The sequence below is a fragment of the Streptomyces sp. NBC_00344 genome (assembly GCF_036088315.1).
Classification (GTDB): domain Bacteria; phylum Actinomycetota; class Actinomycetes; order Streptomycetales; family Streptomycetaceae; genus Streptomyces.
The window spans coordinates 2467408-2492219 of the sequence record NZ_CP107996.1 but is presented as its reverse complement, the minus strand read 5'-3'; the positions used below and the strand labels follow the sequence as shown (position 1 = coordinate 2492219).

At 69.4% G+C, this 24812-nt stretch carries 26 protein-coding genes; 11 read left to right on the top strand and 15 right to left on the bottom strand.

Annotated features, from left to right (window positions below):
• The first annotated feature begins 18 nt into the window (after positions 1-18).
• Together OHS16_RS11125 and OHS16_RS11120 are read left to right on the top strand one after the other, a co-directional pair.
• Complete coding sequence (locus OHS16_RS11125; protein WP_328537029.1) at positions 19-702, top strand: ABC transporter ATP-binding protein; 684 nt, start codon at positions 19-21, stop codon at positions 700-702.
• A gap of 155 nt (positions 703-857) precedes the next feature.
• Positions 858-1634, top strand: coding sequence for a globin domain-containing protein (locus tag OHS16_RS11120; protein ID WP_328537028.1), 777 nt, complete (start codon positions 858-860; stop codon positions 1632-1634).
• Between the two features lie 21 nt (positions 1635-1655).
• Here OHS16_RS11120 and OHS16_RS11115 read toward each other — a convergent pair whose 3' ends face one another.
• Positions 1656-2516 (bottom strand): helix-turn-helix domain-containing protein, encoded by an 861-nt coding sequence (locus OHS16_RS11115; RefSeq protein ID WP_328537027.1) that lies wholly within the window; start codon positions 2514-2516, stop codon positions 1656-1658.
• A 163-nt stretch (positions 2517-2679) separates the two neighbouring features.
• On the opposite strand from OHS16_RS11115, the gene OHS16_RS11110 reads away from it, so the two are divergent.
• Entirely contained in the window at positions 2680-3726 is a 1047-nt protein-coding gene (locus tag OHS16_RS11110; RefSeq protein ID WP_328537026.1) for an NAD(P)-dependent alcohol dehydrogenase, read from the top strand.
• Between the two features lie 151 nt (positions 3727-3877).
• A complete protein-coding gene (locus tag OHS16_RS11105; RefSeq protein ID WP_328537025.1) occupies positions 3878-4228 on the top strand; it encodes a DUF1330 domain-containing protein in 351 nt (116 codons plus the stop codon).
• Between the two features lie 13 nt (positions 4229-4241).
• On the opposite strand, the gene OHS16_RS11100 is transcribed toward OHS16_RS11105, so the two are convergent.
• Positions 4242-5474: a L,D-transpeptidase gene (locus tag OHS16_RS11100; RefSeq protein ID WP_328537024.1), complete on the bottom strand. Its 1233-nt coding sequence runs from the start codon at positions 5472-5474 to the stop codon at positions 4242-4244.
• A 220-nt stretch (positions 5475-5694) separates the two neighbouring features.
• Between OHS16_RS11100 and OHS16_RS11095 the strand changes: the two genes are divergently transcribed.
• Positions 5695-6153 carry a helix-turn-helix domain-containing protein gene (locus OHS16_RS11095; protein ID WP_328537023.1) on the top strand — a complete coding sequence of 153 codons (459 nt, stop codon included), beginning with the start codon at positions 5695-5697 and terminating at the stop codon, positions 6151-6153.
• A gap of 56 nt (positions 6154-6209) precedes the next feature.
• On the opposite strand, the gene OHS16_RS11090 is transcribed toward OHS16_RS11095, so the two are convergent.
• The 7 genes from OHS16_RS11090 to OHS16_RS11060 form a co-directional block, all read right to left on the bottom strand.
• On the bottom strand, positions 6210-6812 hold the full coding sequence (locus OHS16_RS11090) for a ClpP family protease (protein WP_328537022.1): 603 nt from the start codon (positions 6810-6812) through the stop codon (positions 6210-6212).
• 1 nt (position 6813) lies between these two features.
• A complete protein-coding gene (locus OHS16_RS11085) occupies positions 6814-7467 on the bottom strand; it encodes an ATP-dependent Clp protease proteolytic subunit (RefSeq protein WP_328537021.1) in 654 nt (217 codons plus the stop codon).
• Between the two features lie 189 nt (positions 7468-7656).
• Entirely contained in the window at positions 7657-9327 is a 1671-nt protein-coding gene (locus OHS16_RS11080; protein WP_328537020.1) for an APC family permease, read from the bottom strand.
• A gap of 408 nt (positions 9328-9735) precedes the next feature.
• Positions 9736-10089, bottom strand: coding sequence for a VOC family protein (locus OHS16_RS11075; RefSeq protein WP_328537019.1), 354 nt, complete (start codon positions 10087-10089; stop codon positions 9736-9738).
• A complete protein-coding gene (locus OHS16_RS11070) occupies positions 10086-10742 on the bottom strand; it encodes a DUF3291 domain-containing protein (RefSeq protein WP_328537018.1) in 657 nt (218 codons plus the stop codon). Before OHS16_RS11070 ends, OHS16_RS11075 begins: the two co-directional genes overlap by 4 nt.
• A gap of 693 nt (positions 10743-11435) precedes the next feature.
• Complete coding sequence (locus OHS16_RS11065) at positions 11436-11615, bottom strand: hypothetical protein (protein ID WP_328537017.1); 180 nt, start codon at positions 11613-11615, stop codon at positions 11436-11438.
• A gap of 42 nt (positions 11616-11657) precedes the next feature.
• Positions 11658-12761 carry a hypothetical protein gene (locus OHS16_RS11060; RefSeq protein ID WP_328537016.1) on the bottom strand — a complete coding sequence of 368 codons (1104 nt, stop codon included), beginning with the start codon at positions 12759-12761 and terminating at the stop codon, positions 11658-11660.
• Between the two features lie 51 nt (positions 12762-12812).
• Here OHS16_RS11060 and OHS16_RS11055 point away from each other — a divergent pair, with 51 nt between their 5' ends.
• On the top strand, positions 12813-13970 hold the full coding sequence (locus OHS16_RS11055; RefSeq protein ID WP_328537015.1) for a cystathionine gamma-synthase: 1158 nt from the start codon (positions 12813-12815) through the stop codon (positions 13968-13970).
• Between the two features lie 118 nt (positions 13971-14088).
• Here the strand turns inward: OHS16_RS11055 and OHS16_RS11050 are convergent, their stop codons facing one another.
• The 3 genes from OHS16_RS11050 to OHS16_RS11040 are packed head-to-tail and all read right to left on the bottom strand — an operon-like array spanning position 14089 to position 15425.
• Complete coding sequence (locus OHS16_RS11050; RefSeq protein WP_328537014.1) at positions 14089-14340, bottom strand: hypothetical protein; 252 nt, start codon at positions 14338-14340, stop codon at positions 14089-14091.
• On the bottom strand, positions 14337-14861 hold the full coding sequence (locus OHS16_RS11045) for a sigma factor-like helix-turn-helix DNA-binding protein (RefSeq protein ID WP_328537013.1): 525 nt from the start codon (positions 14859-14861) through the stop codon (positions 14337-14339). The genes OHS16_RS11050 and OHS16_RS11045 overlap by 4 nt, the downstream gene beginning before the upstream one ends.
• A 60-nt stretch (positions 14862-14921) precedes the next feature.
• Complete coding sequence (locus OHS16_RS11040) at positions 14922-15425, bottom strand: MarR family winged helix-turn-helix transcriptional regulator (RefSeq protein ID WP_328537012.1); 504 nt, start codon at positions 15423-15425, stop codon at positions 14922-14924.
• A gap of 156 nt (positions 15426-15581) precedes the next feature.
• Between OHS16_RS11040 and ilvA the strand changes: the two genes are divergently transcribed.
• The 3 genes from ilvA (at position 15582) to OHS16_RS11025 (ending at position 18800) form a co-directional block, all read left to right on the top strand.
• A complete protein-coding gene (gene ilvA / locus OHS16_RS11035) occupies positions 15582-16811 on the top strand; it encodes a threonine ammonia-lyase (RefSeq protein WP_328537011.1) in 1230 nt (409 codons plus the stop codon).
• A gap of 145 nt (positions 16812-16956) precedes the next feature.
• The gene (locus OHS16_RS11030) at positions 16957-17949 is read left to right on the top strand and encodes an ATP-binding cassette domain-containing protein (protein ID WP_328537010.1); all 993 of its coding nucleotides are present in this window, start codon (positions 16957-16959) and stop codon (positions 17947-17949) included.
• A gap of 5 nt (positions 17950-17954) precedes the next feature.
• A complete protein-coding gene (locus tag OHS16_RS11025) occupies positions 17955-18800 on the top strand; it encodes an ABC transporter permease (RefSeq protein ID WP_328540797.1) in 846 nt (281 codons plus the stop codon).
• A gap of 120 nt (positions 18801-18920) precedes the next feature.
• Here the strand turns inward: OHS16_RS11025 and greA are convergent, their stop codons facing one another.
• Both greA and OHS16_RS11015 read right to left on the bottom strand, forming a co-directional pair.
• On the bottom strand, positions 18921-19418 hold the full coding sequence (gene greA / locus OHS16_RS11020) for a transcription elongation factor GreA (protein ID WP_328537009.1): 498 nt from the start codon (positions 19416-19418) through the stop codon (positions 18921-18923).
• Between the two features lie 172 nt (positions 19419-19590).
• Positions 19591-19995, bottom strand: a complete 405-nt coding sequence (locus OHS16_RS11015) for a DUF4307 domain-containing protein (protein WP_328537008.1) — start codon at positions 19993-19995, stop codon at positions 19591-19593.
• Between the two features lie 97 nt (positions 19996-20092).
• On the opposite strand from OHS16_RS11015, the gene mca reads away from it, so the two are divergent.
• Together mca and OHS16_RS11005 are read left to right on the top strand one after the other, a co-directional pair.
• Positions 20093-20974: a mycothiol conjugate amidase Mca gene (gene mca, locus OHS16_RS11010; RefSeq protein WP_328537007.1), complete on the top strand. Its 882-nt coding sequence runs from the start codon at positions 20093-20095 to the stop codon at positions 20972-20974.
• 2 nt (positions 20975-20976) lie between these two features.
• Positions 20977-21207, top strand: a complete 231-nt coding sequence (locus OHS16_RS11005) for a hypothetical protein (RefSeq protein ID WP_328537006.1) — start codon at positions 20977-20979, stop codon at positions 21205-21207.
• Positions 21208-21348: 141 nt separating this feature from the next.
• Here OHS16_RS11005 and OHS16_RS11000 read toward each other — a convergent pair whose 3' ends face one another.
• Complete coding sequence (locus OHS16_RS11000; protein WP_328537005.1) at positions 21349-24558, bottom strand: tetratricopeptide repeat protein; 3210 nt, start codon at positions 24556-24558, stop codon at positions 21349-21351.
• Positions 24559-24812: the final 254 nt, after the last annotated feature.

The window sequence follows — 24812 nt, the reverse complement described above, 5'->3', positions numbered from 1 at the left end:
GGAGTTGAGAACCGCCCCATGTATGAACTCAGCGGCGTCATCAAGCGCTACCAGCAGGGCAAGAAGACCATCGACGCGCTTGCCGGAGTCGATCTGACCATCGAGGACGGCGGGCGACTGGTCATCCAGGGCCCGACCGGCGGCGGCAAGTCCACCCTCCTCCAGATGCTCGGAGGTCTGGACCGGCCGACATCGGGCAGCGTCGTCCTGGACGGCGTGGACCTCGGAAAGCTCAGCGAGTCCAAGCTCACCAAGGTGCGCGCGGAGAACATCGGCTTCGTCTTCCAGTCCTTCAACCTCATCCCGACCCTCACCGCTCAGGAGAACGTCGAGACCGCGCTCGTCCCGCTCGGTATCAAGGCCACCGACCGGCGCAAGCGGGCCGCCGGAGCGCTGGAGTCGGTGGGGCTCGCCGAGCGCGGCGGACATCTTCCGTCGGAGTTGTCCGGCGGTCAGCAGCAGCGCGTCGCCATCGCCCGTGCCCTCGTCAAGAACCCCAAGGTGCTGCTCGCCGACGAACCCACGGGCAACCTCGACGAAGGCATGCGCGACGAGATCATGGAGGTACTCGAAGGGCTGTGGAAGGAGCACGGGCTGACCTTCATCATGGTCACCCATGACACCGCGCTCGCCCGCAGGGCGCCGCGTCTTGCCACCATCCGCAGGGGCAAGGTCACCATCACCGAGAACGCCGCGGCCTGACCCCCGGGCACGGGTGAATCACGGGCAGGCACGGCCCCGCCGCGCCCGCCCGTGATCCGTGCGCTTCGTTCACCCCGGAGTGAATATCCGTGCTTCCGTGCGCGCCCTTGCGTACGTTGGGCTCCTCACTCGCACCGCCCGCCGGGGAGAGCCAGATGACCGTCGAGTACATCCGCTACCGCATCCCGCAGGAGAGCACCGCGGACTTCGAAGCGGCGTACGCCCGGGCGGCCGCCCCGCTCTCCCGCTCGCGGTACTGCACGGACTACGAACTGGCGCGCTGCGACGAGGCGCCGGACGGCGGGGCGCCGGTCGACTACATCCTGCGCATCACCTGGACCTCGGCCCGCGACCACATCGAAGGGTTCCGGCAGAGCGAGGAGTTCAGGGCCTTCTTCACGTCGATCCGCCCCTACGTCGAGCAGCTCGAGGAGATGCGCCACTACACACCCACCGCGGTGATGGGCACCGGCGCGTCCGTCCCCACCCTGTACGCCTGGGCGGGTGGCGCCGAGGCGCTGGGCCGGCTCACCGAGGCGTTCTACGTCCAGGTGCTCAAGGACGAGCTCATCGGCCCGCTCTTCGCCGGGATGACGGCCGACCACCCCGCCCATGTGGCCATCTGGCTGGGTGAGGTGTTCGGCGGGCCCGCCACCTACACCGAACACCACGGCGGATATCCGGCCATGCTCGGCCACCATCTGGGCCGCTCCATCACCGAGCGGCAGCGGCGCCGCTGGGCCTCGCTGCTGATGGACGCGGCGGACGAGGTGGGGCTGCCGGACGACGCAGAGTTCCGGTCGGCGTTCGCGGCGTACATCGAGTGGGGCACCCGGCTGGCCGTCGCCAACTCCGTGCCGGGGGCGGAGCCGCCGCCCCGGGCACCCGTACCGAAGTGGGGATGGGGTGTGGCGCCGCCCTACGCGGGCTGAGCGGCGACCTTCCGCCGGTCTCTAGCGCGAGGCCCGCGGCACCTCGTTCACTCCCCACGCCCCCAGCAGCCGCAGCGTCTCCGCCGAAGGGGACCCGGGCTCGGCATGGAAGGTGATCAGCGACTGGTCGTGATCGGACGGCAGCTGCAGCGTCTCGTACGACAGTGTCAGCGCTCCCACCAGCGGATGATGCAGCCGCTTCACACCGTGCCCCTTGTCCGACACCGTGTGTGCCGCCCACAGCGTCCGGAACTCCTCGCTCTTCACGGACAGCTCGCCCACCAGCGCGGACAGCTGGGGATCGTCCGGATAGCAGCCCGCGAACAGTCGCAGCACACTCACCAGCTCAGTGGCCTTGCACTCCCAGTCGGTATAGAGATCACGGGAGTTGATGTCGAGGAACACCATCCGTGCCATGTTGCGTTCGGCCGGCGGCATCGCGTTGAAGTCGCCGAACAGCGCCCTGGCCAGCCGGTTCGAGCCCAGCACATCCAGTCGCCTGCCCAGCACGTAGGCCGGCACGCCGTCCATGGCGTCGATCAGATACTGCAGCTCCGCCCGCATCCGCTGCGGCCGGGCGGCCGCAGCCCGCTTCTTCTTCGGCTTCGGGCTGGCGAGATGGGTGAGATGCGCGATCTCGGTGTCCGAAAGCCGCAGGGCACGGGCGATGGCCTCCAGCACCTCGCTGGAGACGTTGCGGCCGTTGCCCTGCTCGAGGCGGGTGTAGTACGCGACGGACACCCCGGCGAGCTGCGCCAGCTCCTCACGGCGCAGCCCCGGAACCCTGCGGTGCCTGCCCAGCTCGGGCAGACCCACGTCCTCCGGCTTGAGCCGGGCCCGGCGTGAGCGGAGGAATTCGCTGAGTTCGGAACGCTGGTCCATGACATCCAGTATCCGGGACCGCGGGAACACCCCACGACTGTTCCTGGCTGACCCTGCCAGTGGTACGCACAGCAGACGTACGCACAACAGGGGGCTGGGTGGAAGCAGCGGGTTCGGGCAGGCTGGTAGTCACCACCCCACATCTGAGGAGATCGTTTCCGGAATGACTGCAACAACCGTCGCCGCATACGCCGCCCCCGCCCCCAAGGCCCCGCTGGAGCGCAGCACAGTGCCGCGCCGGCCGGTCGGTGAGCACGACGTCCTGATCGACATCAAGTACGCCGGCATCTGCCACAGCGACATCCACCAGGCCCGTGACGGCTGGAGTGAAGGCATCTTCCCGATGGTGCCGGGCCACGAGATCGCCGGGATCGTCGCCGAGGCCGGGTCCGCGGTGACCAAGTTCGCCGTCGGCGACCGGGTCGGAGTCGGCTGCCTCGTCGACTCCTGCCGCGAGTGCGACAACTGCAAGGCCGGTCTTGAGCAGTACTGCACCGGCGGTGGCGTCCCCACGTACAACGGCCGCGACAAACAGGGTGAGCCCACCTACGGCGGCTACTCCACCCATATCGTCGTGGACGAGAACTACACCCTGCGCATCCCCGAGGGCATCGCCCTCGACGAGGCCGCGCCGCTGCTCTGCGCCGGTATCACCACCTACTCGCCGCTCGCCCACTGGAACGCGGGCCCCGGCAAGAAGGTCGCGATCGTGGGCCTGGGCGGGCTCGGCCACATGGGTGTCAAGATCGCCCATGCGATGGGCGCCGAGGTGACCGTGCTCAGCCAGTCGCTGCGCAAGCAGGAGGACGGGCTGAAGCTGGGCGCCGACCACTACTACGCGACGAGCGACCCGGCGACCTTCGATGAGCTCGCCGGCACCTTCGATCTGATCGTCTCCACCGTTTCGGCGCCGCTGCCGCTCGACTCGTATCTGAGCCTGCTCAGGACGGACGGTGCCTTCGTGAACGTCGGGGCCCCCGAGGAGCCCGTCTCGCTGAACCTCTTCTCGGTGATCGGCGGCCGCAAGACACTCGCCGGTTCGGGGATCGGCGGCATCCGGGAGACCCAGGAGATGCTCGACTTCTGCGCCGAGCACGGTTTCGGCGCCGAGATCGAACTGATCAGCGCGGACCAGATCAATGAGGCCTACCAGCGCGTGCTGGACAGCGATGTCCGCTACCGCTTCGTGATCGACAACGCCACGATCTGATCTCGTCCCCGGGAGGGCCGTCCGCCCGGAGGCATTACCCCGGACGTCATCGACGTCCGTCGTCCGCCCCGGCAGGATCTGGTTTATCGCACCGCACCGCACGGAACACGCGGGGCACCGCGCACCGCCGGATCCTGCCGAGGAGGACCCCATGACTGCCTACGCCGTGGCTGACCTGCGCCCCACCGACCACCCCGCCGATGAGGTCTTCGTCTACATGGAGAAAATCCAGTCGACGCTTGACCCGTTCGGCGGCCACTTCCTGGTGCACGGGACCCAGGTCGAGGTACGTGAGGGCGAGTGGCCCGGCGCACTGGTGATCGTGGGTTTCCCCGGGATCGCCGAGGCACGTGCCTGGTACGACTCTCCCGCCTACCAGGAGCTGCTGCCCCTGCGTACCGATCACATCGCGGGTGATGTGGTGCTGGTGGAGGGGGTGGCGCCCGGATACGACGCCGCGCGGACCGCTGCCCGCTACCGGGCCGAGGCCTGTAACGCCTGACCTCCGGCCCCGGTCAGAGGGCGCTGCCGGCCGTCCACGCGGCCCAGTCCATGTTCCACCCGTTGAGGCCGTTGTCCGGGGACACGGTGCCGCCGCCCTCGGAGTTCTTGACGATCACGACATCGCCGATCAGGGAATTGTCGTAGAACCACGCCCCCGGCGTGGACCTGTCCTTGCCGCCCTGGGCGTCACGCATCCCGATACAGCCGTGGCTGGTGGCCTGGGAGCCGAAGATGCCGGGAGACGCCCAGTAGTTTCCGTGCACGAAGGTGCCCGAGGCGGTCAGCCGCTGAGCATGCGGCACATCGGGGATGTTGTACTCGTCGCCCAGACCGACCGTGGTGCTGTCCATCTTGGTCTGCGGATACTTCTCCGAGATCACCATGATCCCGTTGTACGTGCCGTGGTCCGGGGAGCCGGTGGAGACCGGGATGGTTCGCAGGATGCTGCCGTCGCGCACCACGGTCATCGACTGCCGGGCCGCGTCCACCGTCGAGATCTGGGCACGGCCGACCCTGAACGAGAAGGTCTTGTTCTGGACCCCGAACACACCCGGGGAGACCTCCAGGTCCGCCAGACGCATGGTCACCCGCACGGTGGTGCCCGGCTGCCAGAAGTTCTCGGGCCGGAAGTCCAGGCGCTGATCGCCGAACCAGTGCGCGACGGCCTGCTGGTCGCCACTGGCCTGCACGGTGATGGCCGACTGCACGGCCTTCCTGTCGCGCACCGGCTTGTCGAGCTTGAAGGAGACCTCCATCCCCACACCGACGGTGCTCCGGTCCTCCGGTGTGTAGAAGGCGATCACCGAGTCGCTCGCCGAGACGGTGGTGAAGCGCGCGATCTTGGTCGCGGACTTGCCGTCGGCGTCCTTCGCCCTGGCCGTCAGGGTGTAGGGAGCACCCCGTTTCAGCGCCTCGGTGGCCAGCCAGGAGGTCCGGGATGCGGAGATCTTCCCCGGTATGGATTTTCCGGTGTTCTCGTCGGTCAGGGTGACCGAGGTGAACGTGCCGTTCCGCACGGTGGCCCGGATGTCACCGACGCTGATCCCGACGTGCGCCGCACCGTCGTTCGGGGTGGTGGTGATCCGGGTGCGCGGCGCCTGGCTTGGTGTACCGGACGGCGTGGTGTCGGCCGGCCCGCTGCCGCCACCGGACCCCGCCGTGCAGGCGGCGAGCACGAGTGCCGCGACAGCGAGCAGGGCCATCAGGGTGACCCGGTGTCTGCGGGGACGGCCGGTCGGTATCACGTGTACCGCCTCCACTGCGTGAATCGGCTGGGGTTGTTTGCCCGGTATTGCGAAGAATGGTGCTGGAAGCAGTGTGCAGCAGCGGGCCGGGTCCGACATCTCCGGGCGACCGGAGATGACGCTGTGCGACCGGTGCCCCGGCCGGGTCGCCGGCGGCGGTTTCGCGGGCGGCGGAACGCCGCTCCCTTGTCACCGGGCGGGACGCTTCTACTCTGAAGAGGTGAGCAGCCACGAACCCGACCCGGCCCGTGTCATTCCGCTGTGCCCCGCCACCAGGCCCCCGGGCGCCACGGCTCCGGGCGCCGAGGCCCCCGTGGCCAGGGAACCCCTCTGGAGGCACATCGCCGGTGACGTACTGCGCCGCGAGCGTCTCGCCCAGAAGCGCACCCTCCAGGATGTGGCCGACGCGGCGCGGATCTCGATGCCCTATCTCTCCGAGCTGGAGCGCGGACTCAAGGAGGCGTCGTCCGAGGTCCTCGCGGCCGCGGCCCACGCCCTCGGCCTCGGGCTCGCCGATCTCCTCGCCCTTGGGCACGCCGAACTCGCCCGCCTCGACCGGGACAGGGCGGCCGGAGCCCGTAAGGCCCGCACGCCGGTGACCTCCCTCAGCGAACTGGGCATCCGCCACGGCGGTCCTGGCGCGCCCGCGCGCCGGGGCGAGGTGCGCCTCGCCGCCTGACCGTCACGCCCGTACGTCTCCCGGGGCCCCGGGAGACGTACGGGCGCCGGAACGTGTCACACGGTGGCGAACCGCCGGCTGAGCACCTCGTCGGCCAGCCCGTACGCGACTGCCTCGCGCGCGGTGAAGACCTTGTCGCGGTCCATGTCCGCGCGCAGCGTGGCGACATCGTGGCGGGTGTGCCGGGACAGCACTTCTTCGATCTCGGAGCGGATCCGCAGCATCTCCTTCGCCTGGAGGCTGAGGTCGGAGACCGTCCCCTGATGTCCTGAGCTGGCCGGCTGCCCCAGCAGCACCCGGGAGTGGTCGAGCACGAACCGCCGCCCCGGATCCCCGCCGGCGAGCAGCACGGCAGCCGTCGAAGCCGCCTGTCCGACACACCAGGTCGAGATCGGCGCCTGCACGAACGTCATGGTGTCGTAGATGGCCATCAGCGAAGTCACCGATCCGCCGGGCGAGTTGATGTAGATGGCGATCTCGCTCTCCGGGCTCGCGGATTCGAGGTGCAGCAGCTGTGCGATGACGACGTTGGCGACTCCGTCGTCGATCTCCGTGCCGAGGAAGATGATCCGCTCGGCCAGCAGGCTGCTGTAGATGTCGTAGGCCCGTTCCCCCTGCGTGGTGCGCTGTACGACGGTGGGGATCGTGTACTGGCTCATGTCACAGCCCCATCCGTCGCTGCGGCCCGGCCGGCCTGACGTCGTCCAGGGACTCGACGACGCGATCCACCATCCCGTACTCCTTCGCCTGCTCGGCGGTGAACCACCTGTCCCGGTCGCCGTCCCGGGAGATGGTCTCCTCGGACCGGCCGGTGTGCTCGGCGGTGATCCGCTCAATGGACTTCTTCATGAACTCGAGGTTCTCGGCCTGGATCGCGATGTCGGCCGCGACCCCTCCGATCCCTGCTGACGGCTGGTGCATCATGATCCGGGCGTTCGGCAGCGCATGCCGTTTGCCCGGCGCCCCCACGGTGAGCAGGAACTGCCCCATGCTCGCGGCGAATCCCATGGCGAGGGTCGAGACATCGTTGGGGATCAGCCGCATGGTGTCGTAGATCGCCAGCCCCGCGGTCACCGAACCGCCCGGACTGTTGATGTAGAGACTGATGTCGGTCCGTGAGTCCTCCGCCGACAGCAGCAGAAGCTGTGCGCAGACGCGATTCGCGGAGACCTCGTCGACCTGGGTGCCGAGAAGGATGATCCGCTGGGTGAGCAGCTGCGCTGCGAGGTGGTCGTCGAACGGCGTCGCGGGTGTGTCGCCTTCGGTGGCTCGGGGGATCACGGGGGCGTCGCCTTGCGTGATGAGTGGTGACATCGGTCCTCCGGGTGGTGGTGCGGGCCGCTGTTGCCGCGGTCCCTCCACCTTCGGGCCGCTGCGGGCGCCGTGGCCGGTTTCTTGGCCCGCAGCAGATTCGCCGGTGGCAGAGGGCGGCCGGGCCCGCCCGCCGGACACGACGGTGCGCGGCGCCCGTTCGGGCACCGCGCACCGTCCTGTGGGTACCGGTCACACGGACTGGCCCAGTGCCTCCTCCTCGACCTGTGCCTCGGCCTTGGCCTCCTCGATGTGTTCGAGAACCTGCGCCTCGGGGAGCCTGGACCGCAGGGCCAGCAGGTAGACGACCGCCGCGAGCGCCAGGTTGACCACGAAGCCCCAGCCGAGCCCGATCCAGCCCTGGCCGCCGTCGTAGTCGCCCATCCAGCTGATGGCCGCAAGGCCCACCAGCCATGGCGCCAGCCAGGTCAGGCCCGCTCGCCATTCCAGCTTCGGGGCACGGCCCCTGCCGGTGACCTCGAAGATCGCCAGCAGGACGAACCCGATGAGGATGGTCACGAACAGCTTCCAGTTGGTGTTCCAGCCGGCCCAGTAGACGATGAGGTTCGACGAGTACAGCCCGAGGAACGGGATCACGTCACCACCGGGCACCTGGAACGGTCGCTTCCACTCCGGTATCTGGCGGCGCATCGCGGCCAGCACGAGCGGACCCGAGCCGAACGACAGCACCGTCGCCGATGTGATGAACCCGACCAGCTGCTGCCAGCTCGGGAAGGGCAGGAAGACGATCAGCCCCAGCACGAAGGTGACGATCAGGCTGATCAGTGGAGCGCCTCGCGGGGTCGTCCTGGTCAGCGCCTCCGGCGCGTTCCCGTTGCGCCCCATGGCGTACGAGATGCGGGCCGTGACCGTCGTGTAGATCAGGCCGGTGTCCGCGGGAGAGATCACGGCGTCGATGTACAGGATGTACGCGAGCCAGCCCAGGCCGATGGCACTGGCGATCGCGGCCAGCGGCCCGAAGTCGTTGGTGAACGTCAGATTCAGCCAGCCGCCCGAGGACTTCAGGTCGTGCCCGGGGACCGCGGCGATGAAAGCGATCTCCAGCAGGATGTAGATCACTCCGGTGATCAGCACCGAGCCGATGACCGCGAACGGGACATTGCGCTTGGGGTTGTCGGTCTCACCGGCCAGCTCCACGCCCTGGCGGAAGCCCAGAAAGGAGAAGGTGATTCCGGCGGTCGAGATGGCCGTGAAGATGCCCTTCGCCCCGCCCGGCGCGAACCCGCCGTACTTCGCGGCGGTGAAGTTGTGGCCGTGGAACGCGGTGAAGGCGAATGCCGCGATCACCAGGAGGATGACTCCCAGCTTCCACCAGACCAGCACGTTGTTGACCCGCGCGAACCAGCGGATACCGAAGTAGTTGAGCGCTACGAAGAATGCCATCGCGATGACCGCGACCACATATCCGAGTGCGGTCAGTGTGTGCGTTCCGTTCGACGGGTGGAATGCGGTGAAGTCCGCCCATTTAGTGGCGTATTGCAGAGCGCCTTCCACCTCGATGGGTGCCACGGTCGCCGCGGCGATCCAGCTGATCCACCCCATGGTGTAGCTGGCGAAGGACCCGAAGGAGATATGTGGAAAACGGACGACTCCGCCCGATACCGGAAACATCGTGCCCAACTCGGCGAAGCACAGCCCGATGAGCAGAATCATCACGGCGGCGATCGCCCAGGAGAAAATGGAGGAGGGCCCCGCGAGCCTCGCGGCATTCAGTGCGCCGAAGAGCCAGCCCGAGCCGATGATCGACCCGACACCGGCGAACAGCAGGCTGATGCGGCCCATGTCCCGCCGCAGTTTTGGTGCCTCCGAGGTCCCGCTCGGAGGGCTGGATATACCGGTCATACGACATTCCCTTGTCCTGAGTCCCGGTCTGTGTGTCCCGGCTTCTCCAGGTCTCCGGTCTCCGGTTCGTCTCACGCGGACGCCGCGACCGGGGGCCGGGGGCCGGTGCTCCGGGGGTGACGTGGTGGGGCCGTGCATCCGCTCCGCACGTCACTCGAAGAGATCGGTATTCCTGTGACGGGGCTTCCTACCCGGAAAGCGGCATGGGAGTCCCGTCAATCGGACGCAGAATTCAGACCCAAATCGGCAGGGGTTAATCAGCCATTTAGATCAGGTTGTGACCGGTTTGCTCCGAGGGGTCAGCCGGTTTCCCCCCTGGATCAGCCGGTCTTCCCCGCGGGGCGGGGGTCTTTTCCTCACAGCCCCCGCCCCGAATGCTTCAGCGTCGGCCCCGCTCAGGCGTGAGCCCTACGGACGCCGCCGGCCAAGGACACAGAACTCATTACCTTCGGGGTCTGCGAGAACCACCCACGATTGGTCACCCTGGCCGATGTCAACACGCTGCGCGCCATGAGCCACCAGGCGAGCCACTTCGGCGTCCTGGTCATCAGGCCTGAAGTCGAGGTGGAGTCGGCTCTTGGCCTTCTTGATCTCGTCGATCCGCACGAAATCCAGCCCCGGCATGCGATCGGGCTCCGGGCGGATCTCGAACTCCTCATCGGATGAATGGACCACAACCCAGTCGAGGGCCGTGGCCCACCACTGCCCCAGGGCCACCGGATCCGTCGAGTGAACGATTACCTGTTCCCATTCCAAGGTCATCCGCCGAGCTTAGTGGTCGGCTCCGTAAATCCTTCGGGGGTTGACTGTGGAGCCTGTGTTGTGTGTGGTGCGGGGTCAGAGATGCTGGGGTCGGCGCAGCGAACCTGGTCGCTCTTCGGCCCGATGCCTTTGATCCTGGACGGAGTTCCGTCCGGGGCGAACGAGTCGTGGAAGGTGAAGGCGTGCCGCGCGGAGCCGTGCTCGTGGAGGTGCTCCAGCCTGGAAACCCCGTCCCGCCAGGCGGGTATCACGCCGTCGGAGACCCACCAGACCACGTAATTCGGGTGCCCTGTCCTCTCGAACCAGTCGTAACGCCTGTTCAGCGCCTCACGGTGCAGACCGGTGTAGATGGCGTCGAAGGCGTGGCGCAGGTCGGTCCAGAGTGAGAGGGTCGCGGACAGGGCGGTGGTTTGCGGCGTATGGCCCTTGCCGTACCAGGTCGGTACGGCGAACTCTCCCCATGCACCCCAGTCCGCCTCGAAGAGCCCGCCCCGGTCACCGTCTGCCGCTTCAGCACGCGCGAGGTATCCGGGGTGCTGACTGATCTTCCGGTAGACGGCCTCACCAATGTCGTAGAACTCGCGCGTGAGAGGTGCGGGATCGGCGAGAGGTGACTTCAGGACGCCGAATGTGTACAGCGCAAGATGGGGCATGCGTCTCTCCCTCGTTGGGGGTGCCTGGTGTGGAACCGGTTCGGTGGCTTACGCATGGGGGCGAGGATTCGTAAGGCGTGACCGACTCATCCCGTCGCGGGTGGCTCAGCCTGAAGGAACTCCCGTACGGCCGTGGGCGATCGCCGAAGACCAGGTGAAGGTAGCCGCCTCTGCGGGCCATGTCGAAGTTGCGTTCTCCCTCTCCAAGTGGCCTCTTGTACCGGCCATTGCGGGGGCTGGGGCGCTGAGGGGCGGGGCGGGCTGCGGGGTACCAGTGATCCACTTCGGCCGATCGGGCGCCCGCCATGCCCGTCCGACACCCCCTGTCCGATAGCCCCGAGTGCCGCCGAACGCGTGCGGTTGAAGAAGATGGCCTGCGGCCACAAGACCGAGCACCGGCTGCGGGTGCGTGCACAGGTGGTGCTGCACGCCGCGCGTGGACGCTCCAGCGCATGCATAGCCTGGGAGACGGGGGCTGCATGTGGACACCGTGCGCCGCTGGCGTGGCCGGTTCGCCCAGGCGGGCCTGCCCGGGCTCAAAGACCGTCAACGGCAGGCCGCCGAGGTCACGGCACTGGCCTGCCGGCTGCCTGCCGAGTGTGAAGTACCGCTCTCACGCTGGTCGTGCCCGGAACGTGGCCCGCGAGGCCGCCCCGGCGGGGCATCGCCCCGTTCATGTCCGCCTCGGAGCCGTCAGATCCTGTCCGGGCCCGCCGGGTGGTCCGGCACGTCCGGGTTCCGCGTCCCGCTGTCCGGGCCGTGGGACGTCTCGCCGTCCTGCATCCGGTCCAGGTAGGCGGTGGTCTTCTGCCTGGCCCGGAACCAGAAGTAGATGCCCAGAGCGATCAGGATCAGCGGTATGAGACGGGTCATCGGCGGAACTCCAGTCGGGGGGGGGGTGGGCGGCCAGCCTACTCAGTGCGGCAGGGTGGCCGGGGTGCCGCCGTTCGCCTCGTAGCCGGCGACCGCAAGGGCCCGGTACACCGCGTACCCGGCCGCCGGGTCGGGGTCCAGCGTCCACGGCAGGGCGCCGACATGACCGTCGACGTGGACCAGCTGGTTCATCGCCTCCGACCAGCGCTCGGACCGTACGAGGAAGAAGACCAGCAGATGGCGCACATGCGCCCGCATCGGGTCGTCGGCGCGGGAGGTGTGCACCGCGTGCAGGGCACCCTGGAGCGCCTTGGTGACGACTTCGCTCCGGTAGAAGCTCCGCACCAGATTGACCTCGGGCAGATGCTCGTACACCGCGAAGAGCGGGAGCGCGGCGAGCAGTGAGCCGCGCGGGGCGCGAGCCGCCGCCGCTTGCGCGAACTCGCCGGCGAGGTCCCGGGAGCCGTGCCACTTCTCGCACCAGTAGTGCAGCGCGGACAGATGGGCCCCCATGTGCTCGGGAGCACGGTCGATCACCTTGGCCCAGAGCTGCTCGAACTGAGGCTCCGGGTAGCCGAGGCCCCGGCCCACGGCCAGCTCGACGATGTGCGGAACGGGGTCACCGGGTGCGAGCAGCGACGCCTGCTCGCAGACCGTGTGCGCCTCCTCCAGGATGATCCGGAAGTCGTCCGTCCCCGCCGTGGACGAACGCCAGGCCTGCTGCACCAGGAACTCGGCATGGACCTGCGCCGCGCCCGGGTCCTTCGGCGCTTCGGAGCGCCAGTTGCGCAGCCAGGCGCCGCCGGCTCCGGGACGCTGGGCCAGTTCGAGCGACGCCGCTCCGGCGAAGGCCTGCACCCGTTGCCAGCGCACCTCACCGGCCTTCTCGGTACCGGCGAGCAACTGAGCGGCGGGCCGCCAGTCCTGGGTGCGCTGCACCATTTCGAGCACGTCGAGGAGGTCCTGGTCGGGTCCCGGCAGCCGGACATCCAGCTCCTCCTGACGCAGGAACCCGTAGTCGTCGGGGTCCGCGGCGTCCGGGGAACCGGGCAGCACCTGACGGATGCCGCCGCTCCTGCGCATCAGATAGGGGCCGAGCACTGCCGCGAGCACGCACATCGCGAGCAGGAACCAGAGAATCTCCATGCCTCAAGCGAACCAGACACCACGGGCTTCTGACCACTACGCTCGGTGCCCATGAGCGACCAGCACAGCGTGCACCACGCTTTCGAAACCATCGCCATTCACGCAGGCAACACCGCCGACCCCCTCACGGGCGCGGTCGTCCCCCCGATCTATCAGGTCTCCACCTACAAACAGGACGGCGTGGGCGGACTGCGCGGCGGCTACGAATACAGCCGCAGCGGCAACCCGACGCGTACCGCCCTCGAAGAGAATCTGGCGGCCCTGGAGGGCGGCCGGCGCGGGCTCGCCTTCGCCTCCGGGCTGGCGGCCGAGGACTGCCTGCTCCGGGCCCTTCTCTCGCCCGGCGACCATGTGGTGATTCCGAACGACGCGTACGGCGGCACCTTCCGGCTCTTCGCGAAGGTCGTCTCCCGCTGGGGCGTGGAGTGGTCGGTCGCCGACACCTCCGACCCGGCCGCGGTACGCGCCGCGGTTACCCCGCGCACCAAGGTGATCTGGGTCGAGACCCCCTCCAACCCGCTGCTCGGCATCACGGACATCGCCGCGGTCGCCGACGTGGCCCGCACCGCGGGTGCCAGGCTCGTCGTCGACAACACCTTCGCGAGCCCCTATCTGCAGCAGCCGCTCGCGCTCGGCGCGGATGTCGTCGTGCACTCGATGACCAAGTACATGGGCGGCCACTCGGACGTCGTCGGTGGCGCGCTGATCGCCAACTCGGACGAGATCGGTGAGGAGCTGGCCTACCACCAGAACGCGATGGGCGCCGTCTGCGGGCCGTTCGACGCCTGGCTGGTGCTGAGGGGCATCAAGACGCTGTCGGTGCGCATGGACCGGCACAGCGAGAACGCGACCAGGATCGCCGAGATGCTCACCAGCCATCCCAAGGTGACCAAGGTGCTCTACCCGGGTCTGCCCGACCACCCCGGCCATGAGATCGCCGCCAAGCAGATGCGGTCGTTCGGCGGCATGGTGTCCTTCCAGGTCACCGGCGGTGAGGAAGCGGCGGTCGAGGTCTGCAACAGGACCGAGCTGTTCACCCTCGGTGAGTCGCTGGGCGGTGTCGAGTCGCTGGTGGAGCACCCGGGGCGGATGACGCACGCGTCGGTTGCCGGTTCCGCGCTCGAGGTCCCGGGCGATCTGGTGCGCCTGTCGGTGGGCATCGAGTCGGGCGACGACCTGCTGGCCGATCTGCGGCGGGCGCTCGGCTGACCCTGCCGGACGAGGTATCCCACGGCAGCCGTTCCCGTGCCGTGGCACTGGGCCCGCGGGTGAGAAGGAGGGGCATCCGGCCCGGAGGGTGTGGCAGCGGGGACTTCCCGGACGCGGCCTAGAAACCCTCCACCGGGGGCGTGGTCTGCGACGGTGGCACCGCCCACGGCTGTGCCACCGTCGCCCACACCACGAAAGCCACCAGCGCGGCGGTCAGCAGAAGCCACAGCAGCCGCCGCGCCGCCGTCCGCCGGCGCAGCATCCCCGAACCCCGCTCGCGGGCGCGGATCGCCAGGTCCGCGGGGACCGGGGGATGCGGGGTGTCCAGTATCCGGCGGACCTCTTCCTCCGCGCGGCTGGTCAGGCTCATCGGGCGGCCACCTCCGGGAAGCGTGGCGAGGCCTTCACCGGTGGGCGGCGAAGCGTGGCCATCGCCCGCACGCAGATCCCGTGGACGCGTTCCACGGGCAGCCCGACCAGCGCGGCGGTCTGTTCCTCCGCGACTCCTTCGTAGAGCCGCAGAACCAGGATCAGACGTTCCTGCGGGCCGAGCCGCTCCAGCACCCCTCCGCGGTGGGCCGGCCCCCCGGCCTGCCGTGCCCGCAGCAGGGCCGTCAGCGCCGCCCAGTGGTAGCGCCACGCGCTGCCGGCGAAACGGGATGCCAGCTCCCGCCGGGTGCGGTCGTACGGATCCTCGCCGCGCAACTGGTCCCAGTGCGCGTACGTGTACGACAGGGCGGCCAGCAGCAGGCGCTGCGCTCTCGGATTCTCCCGCGGGGGCTCGGCGGTCAGCAGCGTCGCGGCATGCAGCAGCCGGCCCGCCGCGCCCGCCACGAAGGACTCGAACTCCTGGGCGCGGCGGCGGTCACGTGCCGCCGTCCGCTCGTGCACCGTGCCTCCTTGTCCCTCATTCATTCTGAGAGCAGCTCGGCACCCGGGGTCAACCCCTGGTCAGGAGATGGGTGTACCGGGTTCCTGCTGTCCTGCCGCCCGCGCCGACAGAGCGGAGTTGAAGCGGCTGAGCAGGGTGGTGAAGGACTCCCGGTCGTCCTGCGTCCAGCCGTCCGTCACCTGCGCCATCAGCTCACGGCGTGAGGAGCGCACCTCCTCCAGACGGGCCAGACCACGCGGGGAGAGCTCCAGCACGACGGCCCTGCCGTCCTCGGGATGCGAGGTGCGCTTGACCAGGCCGGTGTCGACCAGCGGGGCGACCTGACGGGTCACCGTCGACGAGTCGATCCCCATACCGGCCGCGAGCGCTTTGACGCCCATCGGGCCTTCCCGGTCGAGGCGGTTGAGCAGCAGATAGGCGGCGCGGTCCATCGAGTTGCGGACCTGCCCGATGCCCCCCAGCCGGGTCTGCTCGGCGCGGCGGGCGAAGAGGGCCACCTGGTGCTGCAGCACATCGAGGAGGCCGGGATCGATATCGGAAGTCATGTCCTGAGACAGGGGCATGGCTGGGGGCTCTCTTCGTGCGATGGGCGGATAGTGGGGGACAGAGTACGCGGCCCGGGGCAGACCCGTACCAGCGCTGCGTAAACCTGTTCTTTTCATGATGGCCCCACCTGGCTCCGGCGGCTCGGTGTGCGCGGAGCTGCGAGACTTGCGTACATGAGCTTCGGTACGTCACACCCCTTGCCGCCGTTGATCCTTGACGACGTCCTCGGAGCGCAGAAGATGCTCTCCGGGGTTTCACGTTCGACCCCGATCGAGGGCAGCAGACACCTCTCCGCGCTGGTCGGCTCGCCGGTCCGCTTCAAGTGCGAGAACCTCCAGCGGACCGGGTCGTTCAAGGTGCGCGGCGCGTACGTACGTATCGCCGGCCTGTCCCCCGAGGAGCGTGCCGCCGGGGTCGTCGCCGCCAGCGCGGGCAATCACGCGCAGGGCGTCGCGCTCGCGTCGTCCCTGCTCGGCGTGCACTCCACGGTCTTCATGCCGCAGGGCGCGCCGCTCCCGAAGGTGGCGGCGACCCGTGAGTACGGCGCGGAGGTGCGCATGCACGGGCAGGTCGTCGATGAGACGCTGGCGGCCGCGCAGGACTACGCGCGGGAGACCGGGGCGGTCTTCATCCACCCCTTCGACCACGCGGACATCATCGCGGGGCAGGGCACGGTGGGACTGGAGATCCTGGAGCAGTGCCCCGAGGTGCGGACGATCGTGGTGGGTATCGGCGGCGGCGGCCTCGCGGCCGGCATCGCGGTCGCGGTGAAGGCCCTGCGGCCCGACGTGAAACTGATCGGGGTGCAGGCGGCGGGCGCTGCCGCCTATCCGCCCTCCCTGTCGGCAGGGCGTCCGGTGGCGATCGAACCGCAGGCCACGATGGCGGACGGCATCAAGGTGGGCCGGCCGGGCGATGTGCCCTTCGGGATCATCAAGGATCTCGTCGACGAGGTCCGTACGGTCACCGAGGACGAGCTGTCCAGCGCGCTGCTGCTCTGCCTGGAGCGGGCCAAGATGGTGGTCGAGCCGGCCGGTGCCAGCCCGGTGGCCGCACTGCTGAGCGATCCGAAGTCCTTCGAGGGGCCGGTGGTCGCGGTGCTCTCCGGCGGCAACGTGGACCCACTGCTGATACAGCGCATCCTCACCCACGGCATGGCTGCCGCCGGCCGTTATCTCTCGCTGCGGCTGCGTCTCACGGACCGTCCGGGTGCGCTCGAGACGCTGCTCGGGGTGCTCACGGTGGTGGACGCGAACGTCCTCGATGTGAGCCATGTGCGCACCGATCCCCGGCTCGGCCTCACCGAGGCGGAGGTGGAACTGCACCTGGAGACCAAGGGGCCCGAGCACTGCCGCGACGTCAGCGCCGCGCTGCGGGACGCGGGGTATCCCGTCATCGGATAGCCGCCGGTGCATTCGCGTCGACACCCTTCGCATACGCGATACATCGCGATAGTGTGCGTACCGTGCTGCCGCTGTGACAGGCGGCCGGTGCGCGGCAAATTTACGATGTGTGCAGAAATCCGCCCACAAGCTCGGGGGAACTCATATGCCTGGCGCCATTTACGCCGAAGGCCTGGTCAAGACCTTCGGCGACGTACGAGCACTGGACGGCGTGGACCTGGACGTCCCCGAAGGCACCGTGCTCGGCCTTCTCGGCCCCAACGGGGCGGGCAAGACCACGGCCGTACGCGTACTGACGACACTGCTCAGGCCCGACAGCGGCAAGGCGGTGGTCGCCGGGATCGACGTACTCAGGCACCCCGTCCAGGTGCGCCGCTCCATCGGCCTCTCCGGACAGTTCGCCGCCGTCGACGAGTACCTCACCGGCCGCGAGAACCTCCAGATGGTCGGCCGTCTCTACCAGATGTCCTCACGCGACGCGAAGAAGCGGGCACTCGAACTCCTCGAACGCTTCCACCTCGGTGACGCGGCGGACCGCACCGCCAAGACCTACTCGGGCGGTATGCGCAGGCGACTGGACCTCGCCGCCGCACTGGTCGTGTCGCCGCCCGTGATGTTCATGGACGAGCCGACCACCGGACTCGATCCGCGCCACCGGCAGGAACTCTGGGAGGTCATCCAGGATCTGGTGGCCGGCGGTACGACGCTGCTGCTCACCACCCAGTACCTGGAGGAGGCCGACCGGCTGGCGCACGACATCTGTGTCATCGACCACGGCAAAGTGATCGCCCGCGGAACATCCGATCAGCTGAAGGACCAGATCGGCGGTGAGCGTGTCGAGGTCGTCGTCCACCAGCGCGATCAGATCACCCCCGCCGGAGAAGTGCTGAACGCACTGGGCAAGGGCGCGGTGACCGTGGTCGACCACATGCGCAAACTCACCGTCCCCGTCACCGGCGGCGCGAAACTGCTCGCCGAGGTGATCAGGGACCTGGACGCGCGCGGAGTCGAGATCGACGACATCGGACTGCGCCGTCCCACCCTCGACGACGTGTTCATCTCGCTGACCGGCCATGCGGCCGAGGCCGAGGCCGGAAACAACGGCGAAACCATCGCTGCGAAGGAGCCCCGCAGGTGAGCATCATGTCGCAGAGCACGACGAGCGCCCCGCCCCGCCGGACGCGCGGCGGGATCGGCCAGTCCTTCCACGACTCGCTGGTCATCGCCCAGCGCAATCTGATCCGCATGGTGCGGATCCCCGAAGTGGTCATCTTCGGACTGATCCAGCCGATCATGTTCGTGGTGCTGTTCAGCTACGTCTTCGGCGGCTCGCTGGTGATCGGCGGTTCCACCAGCGCGAACGACTACCGCAACTTCCTGATGGCGGGCATCTTCGCCCAGACCGTCACCTTCGCCACGGCCGGCGCGGGCGCGGGAATCGCCGACGACATGCACAAGGGGCTCATCGACCGCTTCAGGTCGCTGCCCATGGCGCGTGGTGCGGTCCTCACCGGGCGCACCCTCGCGGACCTCTTCCAGACGGCACTGACCCTGGTGGTCCTCGCCGCGGTGGCCCTGCTGATCGGCTGGCGCACCCACGAGAACATCGGCAAGGTCATCGGAGGTTTCGGGCTGCTGCTCCTGCTGGGGTACGCGTTCTCCTGGATCGGAGCACTGATCGGGCTCACGGTCCGCACTCCCGAGGCGGCCACATCGGGTGGTCTGATCTGGCTCTTCCCGGTCACCTTCGTCTCGAACGCCTTCGTGCCCACCGAGAACATGCCGGGGTGGCTCCAGCCGGTCGCCGAATGGAATCCGTTCAGTGCCACGGTCCAGGCCTGCCGCGAACTCTTCGGCAACCCGGGCGCATCCACGTCGCAGGCCTGGCCCATGCAGCACCCGGTCTGGGCGTCGTTGCTCTGGTCGCTGCTGATCTTCGTGGTCTTCCGCACGCTGGCCGTCCGCAAGTACCGCTCGGCGACCACCTGAGTCCGGCCCGGCGTCCCGGCCCCGGGACCTGAGCGCGGGGCGCGCGAGCCCCGGCACCGTACGCGAAAGCCCCGGCCACACCGGTGGCCGGGGCTTTTCCGCGCAGCGATACCGGGCCCGTCAGCCCTTGAAGGGCTCGGCCTTCAGGATCTTCACCGTGGCGGTCTTGCCGTTCGGGAGCTCGTACTCGGCGTTCTCGCCGACCTTCTTGCCGATGACGCCGGTGCCGAGCGGCGACTGGGGGGAGTACGTCTCGAAGTCCGAGCTGGCGTACTCACGGGAGGCGAGCAGGAACGTCATGGTGTCGTCCTCGTCACCGTCGAAGGCGATCGTCACGACCATGCCGGGAGCCGCTTCACCGGAGGCCGCCGGGGCCTCGCCGACCTTGGCGTGTTCGAGCAGCTGGGTCAGCTGGCGTACGCGCAGCTCCTGCTTGCCCTGCTCCTCCTTGGCGGCGTGGTACCCGCCGTTCTCGCGCAGGTCGCCCTCCTCGCGGGCCGCCGCGATCTTGGTGACGATCTCCGAGCGGGCGGGACCCTGCAGATACTCCAGCTCAGCCTTCAGCTGGTTGTACGCCTCCTGGGTCAGCCAGGTGACGTTCTCGCTGGTCTGGGTCACAGGTGCTCCTCGTAGGTACTGGAAATACAAAGCATCGCCCTACCCGGAAGGATGTTCCTCCAGGGGCGGGCGAAACCACGAGCCTAACAATTCTGGCGGCGAAGCGGGTGGATCTGCACCTTCGAGGACTGTGAGTCGTCCTCGCCGGCCGGGCCCCTCCGGCCGGACCCGGTCAGGAGTCGGACTGGCAGCCGAGAAGTTCGACGCTGGTCGCCCTGGCCGTCGTACGTACGGTGACGACCTGGTCGATCCGGCCCTTGGGCTGGTCGAACCTGGCGTCCTTGCGGGCGACCTCGTTGCCGTCGGTCTCCCGCAGCCGCAGGGTGCAGGTGCCGTGGGTGCCCGCGTCCTTGCGCACCTCGATATGGACGTCCACGGCGTGATCCGACGCGACGTCCCAGCTGATCACCTCGGCGCTGATGGCCGTCGAGCCGATGTAGTCGTAGCCGATCCAGCCGATCACACCGAGCAGTGCGGCGCCCAGCACCGAGCCGATGATCCGCAGCCTGCGGTCGGCGCGCCGGTCCGCGGAGGGGCCGTAGCGCCCCTCGGGGAGCTGTTCGCCAACCGCCGTCATGATCGTTCCTCCTGTGCAGGGGTTCCCGGAATTTTCCGTCCCCTCTTTCGGTCACTATAGAAGCCGCCGATTGCGACGAATCACTGAGGATCCTGTCTTGACTGAGCAGCTGCGACTGATGGCCGTACACGCCCACCCCGACGACGAGTCGAGCAAGGGTGCGGCCACCATGGCCAAGTACGTGTCCGAGGGGGTGGACGTGCTGGTCGTGACCTGCACAGGAGGCGAGCGCGGCTCCATCCTCAACCCCAAGCTCCAGGGCGACGCCTATATCGAGGAGCACATCCACGAGGTCCGCAAGAAGGAGATGGACGAGGCCCGCGAGATCCTCGGGATCAAGCAGGACTGGCTGGGCTTCGTCGACTCGGGTCTCCCCGAGGGCGACCCGCTGCCGCCCCTCCCCGAGGGCTGCTTCGCCCTGGAGGACGTCGATGTGGCCGCCGGCCGGCTGGTGAGGCTGATCCGCGAATTCCGTCCGCAGGTGATCACCACCTACGACGAGAACGGCGGATACCCGCACCCGGACCACATCATGACCCACCAGATCTCCATGGTCGCCTTCGATGCGGCGACCGACACCGGGAAGTACCCGGAGGCGGAGTTCGGCCCGGCCTTCCAGCCCTCGAAGCTCTACTACAACCAGGGCTTCAACAAGCCGCGCACCGTGGCACTGCACGAGGGCCTGCTGGCCCGCGGCCTCGAGTCGCCGTACGCGGAGTGGCTGGAGCGCTGGAAGGAGTTCGAGCGGGTCGAACGCACTCTGACCACGCACATTCCCTGCGCGGACTTCTTCGAGATCCGGGACAAGGCCCTGATCGCGCACGCCACCCAGATCGACCCCGACGGCGGCTGGTTCCGCGTTCCGCTGGAGATCCAGAAGGAGATCTGGCCCACCGAGGAATACGAGCTGGTGAAGTCTCTGGTGGAGACTTCCCTCCCCGAGGACGACCTCTTTGCGGGCATCCGGGACAATGCCTAGTTATGAGCGCTAGCCAGGCATTGACGCACCTCGTCCCTCTGGCCAAAGAGGTCGACGACAACAAGGTGACTCCCGGCCTTCTCGGTTTCCTGATCTTCGCGGCGCTGGCCGTCGGGGTGTGGCTGCTGATGAAGTCGATGAACCGCCACATGGGAAGGGTGACCTTCAAGGAGGCACCGCTGCCGGGCGCGGAGCCGCGGCCGGAGGCCGGAGCGGAGCCGAAGAGGAGCTGAGGTGCGGGGGCCGCAGCCCCCGCACCGCCGGTCCGCCGCCGCCCGACGGGCCCGATCCGGCCGGGGCGCGGTCGGCGCTGCCCGGACGCGCGTCCCCCGGCCGGCCGGGGCGGAGCCCCTCGGGGACCGCCCGTACGGCGGCTACCCCCGGGCCACGGCCACCGGCACCCCCATGACTTCCCGGGCATGCCGGTCCGGCACCATGCCGAGCAGCCACGCCTGCCATCCGTCCTCCAGCGTCACCCCTCGCTCCAGCACCAGCGCATAGGCCTCCGCGCAGTCCGCCAGCTTCGCGTCGCGGCCCTGATGCGCCGCGCGGATCAGCTGGGCGAGCTCCTCGTCCGCCACCGCCGTGCCGACCTCCGAGCCCCCGGGGGACGCGTAGGGCAGCAGCGTGCAGCGCAGGAAGCGGGCCCAGTCCTCGCCCCTGCGGTCGTCGTACGAAGCGAACAGCTCCGCCGCCTCGTCGCAGAGCCGGAGTGCCTGGACCGCACGGTTGTTCCCGGCGTCGATGAGGGCCAGTTCGAGGCAGGTCCAGGCCTCGCCGTGCGCGACGCCGATGCGGTGGAAGTCGGTGCGGGCGTCGACCAGCAACTGCCGGGCGAAACCGCTGTTGCGGAGATTGCCGGTCTGCGCCGCCCGCTGGTCACGGGTGACCCGGCCCGAGTGGTGCCGGGCACAGGCCAGGCCGTAGACATCCCGCATCCGGGAGAACATCGTGCGGGCCCGCTCCAGCTCCCGCACCGCCTGGTCACGGTCACCGCGCTCCTCCAGCGCCTGACCGAGGTAGTACAGCGTCCACGCCTCACCCCGCGCGTCCTCGTTGTCGCGGTGCCGGGCCAGGGCCTGGCGCAGCTGGTCGATGGCGGCCGCCGGGTCCGCGTCGACCAGACGGGTCCTGGCGAGCTGGGTCATCGCCCACGCCTCGCCGCGGCCGTCCCTGGTCTGCCCGTAGGCGTCCAGCGCGGTCCGCAGTTCCACCTCGGCGCGGGACACATCGCCCAGGCGCAGGCACAGCTGGCCCAGCTGGAAGTGCGTCCAGGCCTCCCCGTGCAGGGAATCGCTCTCCTGGTGGAGGGTGAGCGCCGTGGAGAGCAGCGTCAGCGCCTCCGGCAGGTTCGACCTGTCGCGTTCCACCGCCGCCAGCGCATGCAGCGACCAGGCGCGGTCCGCCGCCAGTTCGGACGGCGCCTGGAGCGCGATGGCCTCCCTCAGCTTCGCCGACGCCTCGATGAGATTCCCCTGGTGGTGCAGGGTGATGCCGAGGGAGCAGAGCGCGAGCGCCTCACCCGCGCGGTGCTGCGCCTCATGGTAGAGACCGACGACCGAGGTGAGAGTGGTGCGCGCCTTGTCCAGCTCGCCGAGCTGGCGGGCCGCGATGCCGGTACGCCACTGCACCGACCGCATGAGCAGACCCTGGCCGACGGACTCGGTCAGTTCGCTGATCTCACCGAGACGGTAGAGATCGCCGCGCAGCAGGCAGTAGTCGCACAGCGCGCCGAGCAGATGCAGCACCACATCCTGGTCGACGCCCTCCGCGTGCCGCAGCGCCGACGTGATGAAGCTCGACTCCTCGTCCAGCCAGCGCAGTGCCGCATCCAGCGACGCGAAGCCATGAGGCCCGAACTGCCCGGCCCGGGTGGAGAGTTTGCCGTCCACCAGCCGGATCACCGCGTCGGCGAGCTCGGCGTAGCTCTGGATCAGCCGCTCGTGCGCGGCGGTGCGCTCCGGCTGCTGTTCCTCGTCCGCCAGACGTTCCTGCGCGAAGGCCCGCACCGTGTCGTGGAGGCGGTAACGGCTGCCCCGCACATGGTCGATCAGCCCGGCCCGTGCCAGCCGGGTCAGCAGCCGTTGTGCCTCTTGGCCGTCGACGGCCAGCAGTGCGGCGGCAGCGGCCGCCCCCAGGCTGGCCCGCCCGGCCAGCGCGAGCCTGCGCAGCAGCCGGCGCCCCTGCTCAGGTTGGTCGCTGTAGCGCAGCCAGAGCGCCCGTTCGACCGGCTGCGCCGGATCATATGCCGCGAGATGAGCGGCGAGTTCGCGGGTGGAGCGGGGCCCGAGCGAGGACCCCGCGACCCGCAGCGCCAGGGGCAGCCGGCCGCACAGCTCCGCCACCCGGTCGGTGGATTCGGCGTCGTAGGGACTCTCCGTCTCCTCGGCGACGTCCCTCAGCAGCTCCTCCGCGCCGGCCGCGTCCAGCGCGTCGACCGGCAGCTGGTGGACCCAGGCGGGGAGGTCCGCCGGCAGTTCGAGCGGCTCGCTCGCCGTCACCAGGACCAGGCTGTCCGATCGCTCGGGAACGAGGGTGCGCACCTGGCCGGCGTCGGACGCGTCGTCGAGCACGACGGTGACCGGGAGCCCGGTCAGATGCTTGTGGTACAGCTCGGTCAGCCTCCTCAACTGCTGCTCAGGAGAGGTACGTTCACGGAAGAGCAGCTGTTCGCGCGGAGCGCCGAGCCGGTTCAGCAGGTGCAGCAGGGCGTCCCGGGTCTGCAACGGCGGTTCGTCGTGGGTCGCCCCGCGCAGATCGACCAGGCACGCCCCGCGGAACTGGTCCTTGAGCTGGTGCGCCGCCCGCACGGCGAGAGTGGTGCGCCCCGTGCCCGGGGCCCCGTACAGCACGACGACGGTGGGCCGGGTCTCGGTGGACGCGCGGGCCGCCTGCACCCACTGGACGATCCGGGCCATCTCCCGCCGCCGGCCCGCGAACGGGCCGTCCGGCTGCGGCAGATGACCGAACGAGTGCTCCAGCACGGACCGTCGCCGGGCCGCCGCGCTCTTGTCGGTGCCGCGCAGCTGCGGCGGCACGGGAGCGGTGGCCTTCTTCTTCGGCACGGCGAGCATCCGCTGCTGGTCCAGGTACGGGCGGATGCCCCTCACATCGAGGGCGGTCAGCCATTCCAGACGCAGTTGCTCGGCGCCGCCCGGCTGTCCCGCCGCGCCGGCCCTGCGGTGGGCGGCAGGCCAGTGCGCGGCCGTCACCCTGGCGACCGTCGCGGCGGCCCCCGCCACGGCGACGGCAACCCCGGCGCCGAGCGCGGTGCCCCCGGTGGTGCCCAGAGCCAGATCCGACCCGAAGGCGGCGACCGCGGCAACCCCGGTGACCACGGCCGGGGTTCCCATCGCCGAGCCGCTGAAGTGTGACGACAGCGGATGCGTCTCCGCCTCCGCGGCATCCAGCGCCCGGACGTACGCGGCGTACTCGTCGCCGGCGCCGGCCGCCAGCGAATCCAGCGCGCCGCGCCCGCGTGCCAGCAGCGTCCCCGCGTCGGCACGCCCGCCGGTCCGGCGTACCTCCTCCTCGACGGCGCGCGCCAGCAGCCGCTCGGCCTCGGCCCGATGGCTGTCCCGCATATGCAGTCCCCCTCCGAGAGGTCAGATCCGGAGTCAAGTGTCCTTGGTGGGGCGGCTGAGCGCGAGGATGCCTGAGGCCCGGTGTCGCGTCACGCGGCACGGTAGATCGGCAGGGGAGGGGCGCGCTCCAGGCGACTCGTTCGGTGTACGCCCAGGTCCAGGGGCTGAGCCTCGGCCACTGGGCGGACCGGAATCCGAACAGCGCCTGCCGTGATGTGACGCGATTCCTCCGGCGGCGGCGGGGAGCTCTTCGC